This window comes from Nitrososphaerales archaeon, from assembly GCA_025058425.1.
Classification (GTDB): domain Archaea; phylum Thermoproteota; class Nitrososphaeria; order Nitrososphaerales; family JANXEG01; genus JANXEG01.
This window is the reverse complement of the sequence record JANXEG010000007.1, coordinates 19,792-34,765: the sequence shown is the minus strand read 5'-3', so window position 1 is coordinate 34,765 and position 14,974 is coordinate 19,792. Positions and strand designations below refer to the sequence as shown.

Annotated in this window: 14 protein-coding genes; 7 read left to right on the top strand and 7 right to left on the bottom strand. The window is 42.7% G+C overall.

The genetic code is table 11. The annotated features are described in order from the left end of the window. Nucleotides 1-235: 235 nt before the first annotated feature. The 4 genes from rpiA to NZ896_01530 form a co-directional block, all read right to left on the bottom strand. Nucleotides 236-928: a ribose-5-phosphate isomerase RpiA gene (rpiA, locus tag NZ896_01545; protein ID MCS7116137.1), complete on the bottom strand. Its 693-nt coding sequence runs from the start codon at nucleotides 926-928 to the stop codon at nucleotides 236-238. A gap of 3 nt (nucleotides 929-931) precedes the next feature. Continuing rightward, nucleotides 932-1,609, bottom strand: coding sequence for a hypothetical protein (locus tag NZ896_01540; protein MCS7116136.1), 678 nt, complete (start codon nucleotides 1,607-1,609; stop codon nucleotides 932-934). 82 nt (nucleotides 1,610-1,691) lie between these two features. Further along, the gene (locus tag NZ896_01535; GenBank protein ID MCS7116135.1) at nucleotides 1,692-1,859 is read right to left on the bottom strand and encodes a 50S ribosomal protein L37e; all 168 of its coding nucleotides are present in this window, start codon (nucleotides 1,857-1,859) and stop codon (nucleotides 1,692-1,694) included. 24 nt (nucleotides 1,860-1,883) lie between these two features. After that, nucleotides 1,884-2,150, bottom strand: a complete 267-nt coding sequence (locus NZ896_01530; GenBank protein MCS7116134.1) for an LSm family protein — start codon at nucleotides 2,148-2,150, stop codon at nucleotides 1,884-1,886. 62 nt (nucleotides 2,151-2,212) lie between these two features. Here NZ896_01530 and NZ896_01525 point away from each other — a divergent pair, with 62 nt between their 5' ends. Together NZ896_01525 and NZ896_01520 are read left to right on the top strand one after the other, a co-directional pair. Further along, nucleotides 2,213-2,734, top strand: a complete 522-nt coding sequence (locus tag NZ896_01525; protein ID MCS7116133.1) for a hypothetical protein — start codon at nucleotides 2,213-2,215, stop codon at nucleotides 2,732-2,734. A gap of 181 nt (nucleotides 2,735-2,915) precedes the next feature. Further along, nucleotides 2,916-3,221 (top strand): cell division protein SepF, encoded by a 306-nt coding sequence (locus NZ896_01520; protein MCS7116132.1) that lies wholly within the window; start codon nucleotides 2,916-2,918, stop codon nucleotides 3,219-3,221. A gap of 31 nt (nucleotides 3,222-3,252) precedes the next feature. Here NZ896_01520 and NZ896_01515 read toward each other — a convergent pair whose 3' ends face one another. Together NZ896_01515 and psmB are read right to left on the bottom strand one after the other, a co-directional pair. Next, nucleotides 3,253-5,169, bottom strand: coding sequence for a beta-CASP ribonuclease aCPSF1 (locus NZ896_01515; protein ID MCS7116131.1), 1,917 nt, complete (start codon nucleotides 5,167-5,169; stop codon nucleotides 3,253-3,255). 4 nt (nucleotides 5,170-5,173) lie between these two features. Further along, nucleotides 5,174-5,815: an archaeal proteasome endopeptidase complex subunit beta gene (gene psmB / locus NZ896_01510; protein MCS7116130.1), complete on the bottom strand. Its 642-nt coding sequence runs from the start codon at nucleotides 5,813-5,815 to the stop codon at nucleotides 5,174-5,176. 345 nt (nucleotides 5,816-6,160) lie between these two features. Between psmB and NZ896_01505 the strand changes: the two genes are divergently transcribed. Then, nucleotides 6,161-7,438 carry a 3-isopropylmalate dehydratase large subunit gene (locus NZ896_01505; GenBank protein MCS7116129.1) on the top strand — a complete coding sequence of 426 codons (1,278 nt, stop codon included), beginning with the start codon at nucleotides 6,161-6,163 and terminating at the stop codon, nucleotides 7,436-7,438. A gap of 71 nt (nucleotides 7,439-7,509) precedes the next feature. Further along, the gene (gene cysS, locus NZ896_01500; protein ID MCS7116128.1) at nucleotides 7,510-8,925 is read left to right on the top strand and encodes a cysteine--tRNA ligase; all 1,416 of its coding nucleotides are present in this window, start codon (nucleotides 7,510-7,512) and stop codon (nucleotides 8,923-8,925) included. 165 nt (nucleotides 8,926-9,090) lie between these two features. Here cysS and NZ896_01495 read toward each other — a convergent pair whose 3' ends face one another. Next, nucleotides 9,091-10,308 (bottom strand): redox-regulated ATPase YchF, encoded by a 1,218-nt coding sequence (locus NZ896_01495; GenBank protein MCS7116127.1) that lies wholly within the window; start codon nucleotides 10,306-10,308, stop codon nucleotides 9,091-9,093. Nucleotides 10,309-10,514: 206 nt separating this feature from the next. On the opposite strand from NZ896_01495, the gene NZ896_01490 reads away from it, so the two are divergent. Genes NZ896_01490 through NZ896_01480 form a run of 3 tightly spaced genes read left to right on the top strand, consistent with a single transcriptional unit; the run spans nucleotide 10,515 to nucleotide 14,933 of the window. Continuing rightward, a complete protein-coding gene (locus NZ896_01490) occupies nucleotides 10,515-11,519 on the top strand; it encodes a hypothetical protein (protein MCS7116126.1) in 1,005 nt (334 codons plus the stop codon). Beyond that, nucleotides 11,516-14,164, top strand: coding sequence for an ATP-dependent helicase (locus tag NZ896_01485; protein ID MCS7116125.1), 2,649 nt, complete (start codon nucleotides 11,516-11,518; stop codon nucleotides 14,162-14,164). Before NZ896_01490 ends, NZ896_01485 begins: the two co-directional genes overlap by 4 nt. A gap of 37 nt (nucleotides 14,165-14,201) precedes the next feature. Beyond that, nucleotides 14,202-14,933 (top strand): metallophosphoesterase, encoded by a 732-nt coding sequence (locus NZ896_01480; GenBank protein ID MCS7116124.1) that lies wholly within the window; start codon nucleotides 14,202-14,204, stop codon nucleotides 14,931-14,933. Nucleotides 14,934-14,974 lie beyond the last annotated feature (41 nt).

The window sequence follows — 14,974 nt, the reverse complement described above, 5'->3', positions numbered from 1 at the left end:
CGAGATGAATCGGTAATAGGATGACCCCTTTAATATTAAAATATTAACTCTAATGCTTCAAATTTGTGAAAAAGCTTAAGTCATGGGATCAAAAGTGATCTTTAAAATGGAGCTTTATATTTAGTGTCAGATTTTTAAAAGAAAAAATTATTTTTCCTTGCGATTCTGACACTAACTCAAACAACTCGAACCAGCTTGAACTAACTTGAACTAACTCGAACTAGCTCAAAAGTCTCTAAAGATTTACATCGATACGCTCTACATAACCATCTTTACTTACTTTATACACTCTATCGATTTTACATGTAAAGATCCCAACCTCTATAACACCTGGCAAAGCCTTGATCTTCAATTCTAACTCTTTTGGTTGAGAGATTTCACCAAAATTCGTATCCAATATAAGGTTACCATTATCGGTGATGAATGGATAACCTTTCTCTCTTAATCTTAATTTTGGTATACCACCCATCGATTTTAAAGACCTCTCGATCACAGTCCGGGCGAAGGGATGGACTTCAATTGGTACCGGCTTATTCAATGATTCTGTGAATTTACTCTCATCCACAAGGATGAACCTCCTCTTCGCAGAGTTTAACAGTATCTTTTCTTTGAATAAAGCACCCCCACCACCCTTTATCATTCTGAATTGCCGATCGATCTGGTCGGCACCATCTACTACAAGGTCGATGAATGGGATTAGATGGTGTGAGCAAATATTCAGACCGAATCTTTCAGCGATGAGTTGAATCTGTATGGATGATGGGATCACCGAAATACCGATTCGATGATGCTTTACATAATCGCCCAAAGCCCTTACGAAGGCTGCTACAGCACTACCACTTCCCAAACCTACAATATTTACGTTAGCACCTTCTAAATCTCTTACAACGACTTCAGCCATCCTCTTAAGAAAGTTACGAAGCCTCAAGTATCATTCCTCGATATCGATCTGTTCGAGCTTCGCCAGCGCCTCCAAAACCTCATCCCTTAACTTCTTTACCCTTGTATCGACCTCCGGCTGTTCACGCGCTACAGGTTTCTCAACCTTCTTCTCAGAGGGAGTTGTAGAAATGGGGACGGGGATGGGAGTGGGGTGTGTAGCCTCTATCGAGGTTGTGGGCTTTGCAACTCCACGCATCTCTTCGAGCCTCGATCGGGCACGTTGAAGCCTCTCTTCTATCTGCTCGATCTTCTGTTTTAACAGATTGAAGAGCTCATTGCGTAACTTCTCCAACTCACCAACCTCGATGAGGGCTTCTAAATTGCTGAGTTTCTCATTTACAGATTTTAGTTGTTCTCGATACTTCTCTGAAAGTTTTTCTCGCTCCTCCTTTGTAATCATACCCTCACTTTCAGCCTCATAGACCCTCGTAAGTGCATTGCTCAGTAGCTCCTTCTCTAACAGCAGGGTCTTCAATTCTCTCTTCGCCCTATCTAACGCTACACTCTCCACCAACCTTGCTCCAGTAGGTGCCGATGGTGATAATGGTGATGATGTGATGCTCACCTTTTTATCGCCCTTGCCTCGATACTTCGTATAGATGTAGATAGCTGAAGATCCACATACCAGGCCGACGATGAAGCCTATTACTAAGCTAAGAACGTCCATTAATTGTGATTAAGATAGCCTAATATATAATAGCTATCATATCAGGTTAATTCATCTTCATATTTTATTAAATTTTCACTCATCATTTGTGTGATAGCCACGAATATCTGCGAATCTTTGGCGAGCTCCCAAAACCACAGTGTGCACACCTCTTCTTTCTTACATGAAACGAATGCCTACCACACCTTCTACACCTAATATGGGTCTTCCCTTTCCCCATCTTACCGAACGATGTAGTCCCTTTCACCATGACTCTTCAACCTACTCTATCACTTCACTTGGGCGGTGGCGAGATCATGATCACGTTATCGCCTCTAACGATGATCGTGCCCAAAGCGTTCGTCTTACCCTCCTCTAAGATCTCTTCAGATTCGTTCAGAAGTAGATTCATATGCTGATCGAAGCCCTGTAGAGTCCCTCTAATCACTTTACCACCCTTCAGCTTGATGAGTACCAACTTACCTAAGCTTTCACTCAACACCTTCACAGCCATATCTACAGACATAAACGCCATCTCCATAGCGATTATCTTTACAACCAATTATTTAAACCATTTAGATTCATAAAGGTTATGCAAGGGCATAATAGAAGTTATATCTATCGATGCTGTATCGGTCTGTGATGAAGGTCTTCTCACTATCGAAGAGAGATATTCAGAGATTGATCGATGTATTGGTTAAAGATTGGCCCAAGGGTTCTTACCCTCATAGACTCAAGGGAGTAAGGGTTGTTGAGATCGATGAGAAAAGAAGGTTATTGGTTTCTACGGACTTTGTCGCGGTGAAGTGTATGGATAGAATCATCCCTTTCCTCGGTTCTGAAAAAGTTCTTGAATCATTCCCGAGGGTCGTTGTGGATCAGGGCGCGATACCATTCGTGTGCAATGGTGCCGATGTGATGAGGCCGGGGATCATCGAATTCGTAGGAGATTTTAAAAAGGATGATATAATCGTTGTACGTGAAGTGAAGTATCAGAAGAATATCGCGATCGGTCTAGCGTTATATAGCCTTGGTGATGCAAAAGCTATGAGTAAAGGCGCTATTGTGAAGAATCTACATTACGTTGGAGATAAGGTATGGGAGGCTTACAAGAAATTGAGAAGTGATGGCTTTGAAATAAAATAGCATTTTATACCATTAAGAAATCTTGAATTAAGAATTACAACATCTCATACATATCATACATCTCATAATCGTTATCAATCAATCATCAAAGTCTTTCAGTTAACTGAGTATTTCTGCTTCAGTTAATCAGATTTGACTGAGGTAAATTAATAAGTCACAACATACTTATTAAAGGATAGGTTTGAGCGTAGATTTAACAGAACAGAGTAGTAAAGATAAGAGTGAAGGGGTTTCACAGATCTACCTTAAAGCATTTCCTCTAAGAAATATAAATGAATTACAGAAGATCAAGGATGATGTCTCTAAAAGGGTGATCGTGATCCTAAGGGTTACACCGTTAGCCCAAAAGGACGTGGATGAGTTAAAACGTGCGGTCGAGGAACTTTACGACTTCACAGTCTCGATCGGTGGAGATATCGCCAGACTCGGAGAAGAAAGAATTATAATCACACCACCGGGAGTAAAAATCTGGAGGGGCTTAATATAGATTATAGAAGATCGAGATCGGAGGAGAAAACCTAACGTATCTTTATAGCTTCTTGAACTTCAGGTTGAAGAGTCGGTATTTTAAAGATCTTCGATAATGCATAAGCCATATTCTCAATCTTCTTCTTCTCACCATGAGATACGATGATACGGCGTAACTTTGGCCGAAGTTTGGCGACGAATCTTACGATCTGATTATAATCACTGTGGCCGCTAAAGCCTTCAACCTTCTCCACCTTGCATTTGATATTCACGACCTTGATCTTGCCATTCTCATCGATCAGATTCACCTCTTTAGCACCATCGAGTATCCTCCTACCCAAAGTCCCATTGATCTGATAAGATACGAAGAGTATCTTATTTTTGTCTGAAGTCGCGAGCTCCTTGAAATACTCCAAGACTGGACCTCCCTCCAACATTCCCGATGTGGCCATGATCAATGCCGGACCCTCTTGCAACGCTTCTTCACGGTTGCTCGGATGCTCGATTATTGTGAAATACTCCGAAACGAATGGATTGGTATCCTCTTCCAATATCTTACTTCTCAAATCCTTCGCTAAGTATTCAGGGAAAGCGACGTGAATTGCGGTAGCTTCAGAGATCATGCCCTCGATAAATATCGGCACCTCGATCAACTTGCCCATTCTCATATATCTATCCAAGACGAGCATGATCTCTTGGGCCCTTCCTACGGCCGGAACTGGTATCAGCACTTTACCCCCTTCTTTTAGAGTCTCATTGATCTTATTCACAAAGTCATTCTCCGCATCCTCTCGACTGGGCATGATATCCTCCTTCGCTCCATAGGTGGATTCTGTAATCAAGGTCTCTGCGCGAGGATAATTCCAGACGGCACTTTCAAATAGTAGAGTCCTCTCGAACTTGTAATCGCCAGTGTATATTATATTATGAGCACCCTCACCGATGTGTAGATGGATGATCGAAGAGCCGAGTATATGCCCCGCATTATTCAAGACCAACTTTATATCTGGTGATACATCGGTTACCAATCCATAAGGTAAAGTGATGCAGTGTTTGATCACCTCTCGAATATCCCTCATATCGTACGGTGCATACTCGCCCTGCATAGATGCAACCTTCACAAAGTCGGTGAGGAGGAGGACCATGAGTGGCAAAGTAGGTTCAGAGCAGTAGACCGGTCCATCGTAACCATACTTGTATAGTACGGGTAGGAAGCCCGAATGGTCCAGATGGGCATGGCTTATGATGACGGCATCCAATTCTTCAAGCTCTATATCTGCCCAGTCGAGCCGTGGATAGCTCTCCAAGGGGTTGCGGGATCCGGGATGAATACCACAATCTATTAAGACTTTGCTCTCCGATGTTTCCAATAGCATCGATGATCTACCGACATGGCCGAATCCTCCTAGGGTCAGAAGGGTGATCTCAGAATCCGATAAAAGCCTCGGTCTGAATATTCGCTCCCCGATCGCTCTGTAGATCCTCTCTCTATCCTCCGGGCTCGACTTGAACGTGTAGTAAATGTTATTCATACTACTGGATGTTATATGAGGGGCCTTTCTTACCTTTATCTTCCACCCGATTTCGTTGGTCAACTCTACAGAGTTGAGGTTATTATTGAGGAGTAGGTTGGGGCGCTTTACCTCTATGATCACCTCACCCAACGCATCATCGAAGAAGATGTTGGTAATACCAGCCTCCTTCGGAATTATATTGGTCAAGATCTTCTTCGCTTCTTCTTCAGGCTTCCTTACCGTCTTCTCTATCCTCAAAACGACCCTCTTCTTCACCGTATTCACTATATCGGATATGATGTAGTTATTCTCCATCAGGAATCGGGGATTCTTTGTATAAAGTGCTATGCGTGGCCCCTCATACTCAACCCTCGTTATACCCGCTTCTGAGGGTATATCTTTGAGTATTAAATTCATCAAACTCGTCGATGAATTGGAATTCTTCCCTTGCAAAGGGTCAGCTTCTCCCAATTATCTGGGTGATGATTCGATTCTTTTCATCTGGAGATAGCTCTCTAAAACCATCCTTCGATATCACTGCGACATCGATATCATCACCAGTACCTGCATTCCTCCTCATCGCAGCAATGATGGCCTTCACCGCTAATAGGATACCATCGGAGGTAGAGATACCCTCTCTGTATTCACTTTCGAGGATACCGTAAGCCACGGGTGAGCCGCTCCCAGTAGATACGAACTTCTCCTCGGTGAGTGAACCGAATAGATCGATATTAAATACACTCCCACCCGATGCATCGACACCCCCGACCAGAACATCAGCGATATATGGGAATAGGCGAGAGGAGAAGAATACATTTGCGGTCAAGCGCGCTGCAGACCTTATGGGTATCGGTGCCTTTCTTTCGAGTTTATAAAGACTAGTATAGTACCTTAATGTATCGACGATATTCTGGGCATCGGCCAAACTGCCAGCGATGGTCATGCCCAAGTGGTCATCGATCTTGTAGATCTTCTTTCCTTTCTTGTGGGCAATAAATAAGTAACCTAGAGTTACACGTGTATCTGTAGCGAATACTACCCCGTCACTACATACCAATCCTACGGTAGTCGTACCACGATGCTTAGCAAAATTCAACACGGACAATTTAAATCGCATCCTCTATTGATATGATGTAGGGCCTAAGCCCAACATATAAGTGCAATACGCTCTTAAATAAATCTTCCCATCTTTATCTTGATCTAATAATCTACGCAAAAATTAATTCATTTCTATCTTTATTCTTCACATATTTCGTATCAAAAAGCTTTCGATATTCACCCTCTTTACCCTTAAATCTTTAATTCAATATGATTAGTTCGGCATGTTTAGTTTAAAATCCATTAGACAACTTCATTTAAAGGTTGGTACTTTTGATCAATTCTTCCTCGATGTAACGTAACATATTAATAATTTAGCATTGCTAAGATCTGTCGTGCATGAATAATGAGGATGACAATCACCGAAAAGATTCTTGCCCGTGCATCGGGAAGGCAAAGGGTAACACCCGGAGAAGTAGTCTTCGTGAATGTTGATAAAGTGATGATTCATGATGTAAGTGGGCCCGGTGTAAAGTTCGTTCTAGATGAATTAGAAAGGAAGTCAGGTCCGATCAGTAAGTTTTGGGATCCTAGCAGAGTGTTGATCGTTGAAGACCATTTTGTACCATGCCCAGATATACAGAGCGCTAAGAATATTCGCATATTAGAGGAGATTGCGAGGAAGTTTAATGTAACTAACTACTTTAAGCACGGTATCGGTTATTATGGCATATGCCACGCACTCATTCCAGAGGGGGGTTACGTCTTACCGGGAGAGGTCTACGTTGGTGGAGATTCTCATACGAATACCGCCGGTGCGTTAGGTGCATTCGCTACCGGCCTTGGCCATACCGATATAGCCTACGTATTAATCTATGGAAAGATTTGGTTAAAGGTCCCTGAAACGATGTTATTCAGAATCGAAGGGGATCTGCGTGAAGGTGTCATGGCAAAGGATGTTATCCTATCTATCATCAGAGATATAGGCGTGGATGGTGCGAATTATAAGGCGATGGAATTCACCGGCTCGACGATAAAGCGTATGATTATGGATGAGCGTTTCACACTCACCAACATGTCTACCGAGTGTGGTGCGAAGAATGGCATCATCGAACCGGATCAAATAACATTGGATTATATCACCAATCGAACTACTCAGCGATTCACACCAGTCTATAGTGACGATGATGCTGAGTATGCAGATGTAATAGATTATGAAGCTGAAAAGTTTGAACCTGTAGTGGCGAAGCCATTTTCACCTGCGAACGTTTCTACAGCGAGAGAGTTAAGTAATGTAGAGATCGATAGAGCATTCATCGGTTCATGTACTGGTGGGAAGTTGCACGATCTGCGAGAGGCTGCAAAGGTATTGAAGGGTAGAAAAGTGAGAGTAAGGACGATAATCATACCCGCTACTCAAAGTATATACATGCAGGCTTTAGATGAAGGGTTGATCAGAATCTTTCTGGAGGCGGGCGCTATCGTGGGTGCACCTACCTGTGGACCATGTATTGGAGGGCACATGGGCGTGTTGGGAGAGGGTGAAAGATGCATAAGTGCAACGAATAGGAACTTCAGAGGTAGAATGGGCCATAGAGATTCTGAGACATATCTGGCATCTCCGAGGACCGTCGCTGCCTCCGCCGTTAAAGGATATATATGTGATCCTAGAGATCTCGCTTAAATCTTACAACCATCTTCATAATAGAAGATGATATAAATAAGAATAAGTAAGATAGAGATGAATGGTACTTAATGGTACTCAAATTATACAATACACTCACCCGCACCAAGGAGGAGTTTAAACCACTCAACCCACCATTGGTTAGAATGTATGCTTGTGGACCTACGGTGTATCAAAGGCCACACATAGGAAATCTTCGATCATTCATCGCATGGGATATATTGAGAAGGTACTTGAAGTACAAGGGTTACCAGGTGTATCTATGCCAAAATATAACGGATGTGGATGATAAAACTATCAAGGGTGCACGTGAAGAGGGAGTAAGTTTAAGAGAGTTTACAGATCGCTACATTAAGGCCTTCTTTGAGGATCTTGACCGATTGAGGATAGAGCGTGCTGAAGTGTATCCGAGGGCTACGGAGCATATCGATGATATGGTCCGATTGGTGAAGAAGTTGATCGATAAGGGTTACGCGTACAAGGGTGATGACGGTTCGATCTACTACGATGTATCGAAGTTCAAGGATTATGGTAAGCTTTCGGGGATAAGGATGGATGAATCGAAGGCCAGAAGTAGAATAAAGGCGGATGAATATTCAAAGGAAGAAGTAAGGGACTTTGCCCTATGGAAGGGTTGGGACGAAGCCGATGGTGATGTCTATTGGGATACTGAATTGGGTAGAGGCAGGCCCGGTTGGCATATCGAATGCTCGGCGATGTCGATGAGGTACCTTGGAGAGAGTTTCGATATCCACGCTGGCGGGGTCGATCTGATCTTTCCACACCATGAGAATGAAATCGCCCAATCGGAAGCCGCTACAGGTAAACCATTCGTAAGATACTGGATCCATTGTGAGCACCTTATAGTGAGGGGGCAGAAGATGTCAAAATCTCTCGGTAACTACTACACACTCCAAGACCTTTTGGATAAAGGCTACAGCCCTTTGGGAGTTAGATACTTACTACTTTCAACCCATTATAGAGCCCAACTGAACTTTACCGAAGAAGGTTTAAAGCAGGCGGAGAGGAGTGTTGAAAGGCTCAACGAGTTCATGAGGAGGATTAAAACGATCCATCCGACTGGTGAATATAATGAAGATATTCATAGGGCGGTATTAGAGGCTGAGAAGAAGTTTGAAGAGGCTTTGGATGATGATCTGAATATGCCCTTGGCACTTTCGGTGATCTTCGATTTGGTAAGGAGGGTGAACCGCGCGATAGATGAAGGATCAATCTCTCAAAGAAATCTTGACGAAGTTAAAGAATTGATGATGAAGTTCGATAGAGTTTTAGATATAATGGAGAGGGAAAGAGAAGATGAGGAATTACCAGAAGAAGTTTTGAAGATGATAGAGTTAAGGGAAGAGGCGAGGCGTAGGAAAGATTGGGAGACCGCCGATAGATTGAGGAACCAACTTTTAGAAAGGGGCATAATACTCGAAGATACTCCAGAAGGTGTTAAGTGGAAGAGGAGAGTCAGCAGATAACCCTAAAATCACAACATCATAGACTTGGTTCAAATACAATTATGAAGCTGGAGTAAGAAGGTGATTGAGTATTGTGTGAGGGTAGAAGTTCGAATGGAATTGATTAGTATAGCCTTGATTATCGAACAATTTAGCCAATCTCGTCAATCATAACATTCGAAGAGTTTACACCTTTCTTCTCGATGTAGATACGATCGAAAGGACATCTCGATCCTTCAATTGGTAATCGATCGGCAATCTTAACCCACTCCTAGCATCTATCGCATACAATAGGCCTTTTGCGAGTTCCGTATGGATAGCTTTAGCGAGATCGACGACCGTCGAGCCTGATGGTAGTAGAAGTACATCCGGTAATACATTACCATGCTTATCGGAGAGTTTATGAGGATCATAGACGGGATATACGGTATTCATTCTCAAAAGTTTGAAGATTGCAACATTGATGGCGAATTGAACACCTGTTCTCATATATTCTCCAAGAACCGTCTTTCGAATATACGAAAGGGCCCACTTTTGCTTCTCGTTGAGCTTGTTTTGATCGATGATCTCGAACCTCTCTTCACCCGGTATATATTTGATGAATCCGAGTTGGGCAGCCCTCCTTAAAGTGAGTTCGGCTTCAGCACTCGCTGGAACGACGATCAGATCACGATACTCTTCTTGAATCCTTTTAAAGTTCTCTGCAGCTGTGGGTAGATCCATCTTATTCGCAACGATCAGTGTAGGCTTCGATATATCCCTTAAGATCCATGAGAAACGTTTTGCATCCTCGATCGACCAATTTTCAATATCCTTATTTTGCAGATTCGCTTCATTGAGGGCTAATGAGACATGCTCTTCTTTAACAGAAATTCCCTTGTATATCTCTGTAATCGCCCTTACTACACTCTCCCCAGACTTTATCGAACGCACAACCTTATCTCTATTCGATTCGAATAACTTCAAATACCACATCACCAGCTCCTCTTCTATATCGCCTATATCTGCAACCGGGTCCCCAACACCAGGCTCGGTGATTCTACCCTCCGCATCCACGCTACCCGATGCATCGACGATATGGAGTAAAGCATCGGACTGTGCCGCTACCGAGAGGAATTGGTTCCCCAAACCTTTTCCTCGCCATGCACCCTTTATCAACCCCGGTAGATCGATGAGTTCTATAGGTATAAACCTCCATCCATCTATGCACTGTGAGTTCTTCGGATTATCCTCCACTTTAAACTCTTTATGGACACAGAGCGTGATCGCATGCGCTATGCCTACATTCGGTGTCTTCGTAGTGAATGGATAAGTAGAGACTTCGGCAGATTGTAGAGTAGCTGAATTGAAGAATGTAGTCTTGCCAGTATTGGTCTTCCCTATTAAACCGATCTTGATTACCAAGCCATCTGAATAAACGAATACTTTAGATTTAAATTTTAAGACCTTAATGAATTAATATGTTCAGCGGTACTTAAGAGAATTTTTTGCATCGACCTTTCGTTCATCATCTTCGTTTGGATTGGAGAGGTGTTAGATTTATTTATCAAGAATTGTCAAGAATGTTAAAAATGTTTAAATCATAGCCATTAAAGGTAGGAGGGTGCCTATTGGTAAGAATCGATGTCAAATATGAAGGTGGTATCATTGTGGAGCATGGCTCCTTTAAGGTGATGCTAGATCCGATCAGGGCACCCTCCAATCGTATAATCTTTATTTCGCATGCCCACGTGGATCATATCCCCAACTCTGCTAATAATGGATGTATAATAACTTCGAATGAAACGGCCTTTTTAGCAAGGGTAAGGGGTATCGATCTAGGCAATACGAAGGAGGGTCTGGATGGGCTCGAATTGATCGATTCTGGCCACATATTAGGTGCTAGAGGTTTGCTGATCGGTGGGGATGTGTTCTACACGGGCGATATAGCTGGTAGGGCTAGAGGTTTTTTGCCTAAGGGCAAAGGTGTGAAGTGCAAGGTCTTAATCGTTGAATCGACCTATGGTAAAGAAGGCTTCATATTCCCTCCTCTGGTGAAGATTTTGGATGAAGTGAATCGGCTTATAGCCGATCTATTCTCTAAAGGTGTGCCTGTGGTATTGATGGGGTATCCTCTTGGGAAGGCCCAAATCCTATCTTATCTATTTTCCAACTGGGACCCTATATACGTCCATGGATCGATAGAGAGGATGAATAGAGCGTATATAGATTTGGGAGTGAAGTTGCCTGATAAATTTAGATCGTATTCAGAAGCTATGGAGAAAGGTTGGTTGAGTCGAAAGCCCTGGGTACTGATAGCTCCATTATATAGTGGAAGGAGCAACTTTATAAGAAGGTTGAAGAAGGATTTTGGTGCAGTTACGATCGCTTTTACAGGATGGTCGATCATACCCCAGTATCGTTATGCGATGATGGTCGATCATGCGTACCCATTAAGTGATCATTGTGATCTCGAAGAGTTAATAGGTATCGTAAAGGAATGTGACCCAGAGAAAGTTTATACGACACATGGATTCTCATCAGAGCTCGCCACTTACCTTCGAAGGTTAGGTTTTGATGCCGAACCCCTTCTAAACTTCCAAAGATCGATAACCGATTACGCGAAAGATGAATGAATATGACAATCACGATAGCCACTCGAAGTTACACCAAGGATGAGGTATTATCCATACTCGATCCGCTGGTAGCGGAATGGTTCTCCATCTTCCCAGATCTAACACCTCCTCAAAGGTATGCGATCGTCAATATTCATGAAGGTAAGAATACTTTGATCGCGAGTCCAACGGGTAGTGGCAAGACCTTGAGCGCTTTTCTTAGCATAATCAGTGAGTTGGTAAAGTTGGCACGTGAAGGTAAGTTGGAGGATCGGGTATATTGCATATACATAAGCCCGTTGCGCTCTCTCAATAACGATATCTACAAAAACCTCATGGTACCTTTGAATGCGATCAAAGAAATCTCTGAAAAGCATGGAATAAATTTGCTGGAGATCCGCGTGGGGATAAGGACGGGAGATACTACGAATAGTGAGAGGACGATGATGCTTCGCAGGCCACCCCACATCCTAATTACAACACCGGAAAGTATCGCGATAGTACTCTGTGCACCAAAGTTTAGAGAGCTTCTAAAGTACGTAAGGTGGGTGATTGTGGATGAAATACATGAAATCTGTAGCTCGAAGAGAGGTACACACCTAACCTTAAGTCTGGAGAGGTTGGAAGAGTTATGTTCCAAACCTTACGCTCGAATCGGATTATCGGCCACGATACATCCTTTAGAAGAGGTGGCCAAATTCCTTGTCGGGTTTAAGGATGGTAAAGAGAGGGATTGTATAATAGTCGATACGAGATTTGTGAAGCCCTCCCTGCTCACGGTCAGTAGCCCGGTTAAAGATCTCATACATGCATCTGCATCGTACGTTACGAGTAGTATGTACCGAAGGATCAGGGATTTGATAAAGAAGCACAATACTACCTTGATCTTCACAAATACTCGATCGGGTACTGAGAGGGTCGTATACCATCTATCTAAATTGAATGTTGTAGATGGTGACGAACTGGCAGCTCACCATAGCTCCCTATCTCGTGAGATTAGAAAGGATGTGGAGGACCGATTAAAAGAAGGGAAGATGAGGGCGGTCGTTACGAGTACGAGTTTAGAGTTGGGGATCGATATTGGCAGTATAGATCTGGTCGTACAGATCGGTTCACCAAAATCGATTTCACGATGCTTGCAGAGGGTAGGGAGATCTGGCCATGCTTTAGATCGTATCTCCAAAGGTTACCTGATCGCTATGGAGCGTGATGAGTTGGTGGAGGATGCGGTCATCGTCTCCGAAGCCATGAAGGGTAGGCTGGACCGTGTGTATATTCCTTGTGGAGCATTAGATGTTTTGGCTCAACATATCGTGGGCATGGCGATCGAGAAGAAATGGAGCGTTGAAGATGCGTATAGAGTGATTACGAGGAGTTATTGTTATCGAAATTTAAGTAAAGAGACGTTTAAGAGGGTCCTCAAATATTTGAGCGGTGGTTATCAAAGTTTAGAGAATTTTAAAGTCTATGGGAAGATATGGTACGATGAAAAAGAAGAAGTCTTTGGTAAAAGGGGTAAACTACTTCGTGTGATCTATAGCGCGAATGCCGGTACGATACCGGATGAAGTGGCTGTAAAAGTGTACACTACCGATGGTAGATGGGTAGGATTGATCGAAGAGGAGTTTTTGGAGAGGTTGAGCCAAGGGGATATATTCATCTTAGGTGGTAAAACGTACCAATTCAGATATGCAAAGGGATTGAAAGCCTACGTGGTACCCGTTGAAGGTGAAAAGCCTACAGTCCCTACATGGTTTAGCGAAATGCTACCTTTAAGTTTCGATCTCGGTGAGGCAATAGGTAGATTCCGTGATAAAATCTTTCAGATGCTCAAGAATAAGGTACCTATGTATAAGATTGTAAATTTTATAGCTAATGAAACTAATTCTGATGAGTACGCTTCGAAGGCCATCGCCAAATATATAAAGGCCGAATATGAATTTCTCCGCTTCTTTGGTATCGATGCCTTCCCAAATAACAGAGAGATTTTGATCGAAGATTATGTAGATTCCATGGGTAGGCAGAATATCATCTTTAACTGCGTGTTCGGAAGGAGGGTGCATGATGCCTTGTCAAGGGCATACGGCCATATAGTAATGATGGAGAAGAAGAGGAGTGTGATGGTTACAGTGAGTGATAGTGGGTTTATGATCACTCTACCTAGGGATGTCAAGGTCGATATCGAATGGCTCATCGGAAAGCTATCTTCAAAGAATTTGAGAAATATTTTGATAGATGCTGTAAAGAGGACTGAGATGGTGAGAAGAAGGTTTCGCCATTGTGCTACAAGAGCTCTGATGATCCTTAGAAATTACAAGGGACATGAAATTACCGTCGCTAGACAGCAGACGAATGCACAGATCTTGATGAACATCTGTGAAGAATTGGACCGATTCCCGGTCTTGGAGGAGACTTATAGGGAAGTGATCGAAGATCTGATGGATGTAAATACAGCTGAGCAGATTCTTCGTGATATCGAATGTGGTAATAGGAGATTCGTGGTATGTCCCACATTAAACTTACCATCACCATTCACCCACGATCTCATCCTCCTCGGGTATAGTGATGTAGTACTCATGGCAGATAAGAAGGTTTTATTAGAACAACTTTATGAAAGTGTAATGAGGAAGATCCGAGAGAAGAGGGTTGAAAATTCCACAAAATAAGCAAAATAAGCAAAATAAAGAGATGGAAATGATAAAGTTGGTTAAAGGATTAAGTATCGTATCACCATGGCCAGCATTATTCATAGAGAGAACCAACACGTTGGTAGTGGCCGATCTCCATATAGGATTAGAGGACGAAAGGGAGATCAAGGGTGTGCATATACCAACGACACTTCTTCCAAAGATCCTTAATGCGATAATCAATCCAGTAAAAGAAACAGGCTGTTCTCGATTGGTAATTGCAGGTGATGTAAAACATGAGTTTGGAAAGCCTACCGAAGCTGAATGGTGGGGTGTAAAGAGGTTATTTAAAGCTTTAAGAGAGGTAGGTTGTGAAATCGAGGTGGTAAAGGGAAATCATGATAATTATATCATCTATATATTGAAGGAGTTGGGTATAAAGCTTCATCGATCGAGCCTTCTTATAGACCGCTTTCTTATAAAGCATGGCCATGAACCGTTACAGGATGATGAGAAAAGAATGAAGCAGATCATCATCGGCCACGAGCATCCGGTCATCGCAATAAAGGATGATGTAGGGGTAAAGCATAGATTCAAAGCATTTCTTCATGGGAAGTTAGGAAATAAAGTTATTACAGTCTTGCCATCGATTTCACCACTAGCTTATGGTACAGATATAAATGAGGTTCCTGTTCAAGAGCTCCTTTCACCAATACTTAGAGAGGCGGGAATAGATGATTTAATACCATACGCTATAGAGATAGGTGTGGTTGTAAAGAGTTTCCCCAAGTTAAAATTACTGATGTAATCTTTCATAAGTTGAAGATAATGATCCTCTTTGAATAAATT

Coding starts and splice junctions, on each gene's coding strand:
- NZ896_01485 (MCS7116125.1), top strand. CDS start 11,516: ATGAATATGACAATCACGATAGCCACTCGAAGTTACACCAAGGATGAG.
- cysS (MCS7116128.1), top strand. CDS start 7,510: ATGGTACTCAAATTATACAATACACTCACCCGCACCAAGGAGGAGTTT.
- NZ896_01525 (MCS7116133.1), top strand. CDS start 2,213: ATGCTGTATCGGTCTGTGATGAAGGTCTTCTCACTATCGAAGAGAGAT.
- NZ896_01505 (MCS7116129.1), top strand. CDS start 6,161: ATGAGGATGACAATCACCGAAAAGATTCTTGCCCGTGCATCGGGAAGG.
- NZ896_01535 (MCS7116135.1), bottom strand. CDS start 1,859: ATGGTGAAAGGGACTACATCGTTCGGTAAGATGGGGAAAGGGAAGACC.
- NZ896_01540 (MCS7116136.1), bottom strand. CDS start 1,609: ATGGACGTTCTTAGCTTAGTAATAGGCTTCATCGTCGGCCTGGTATGT.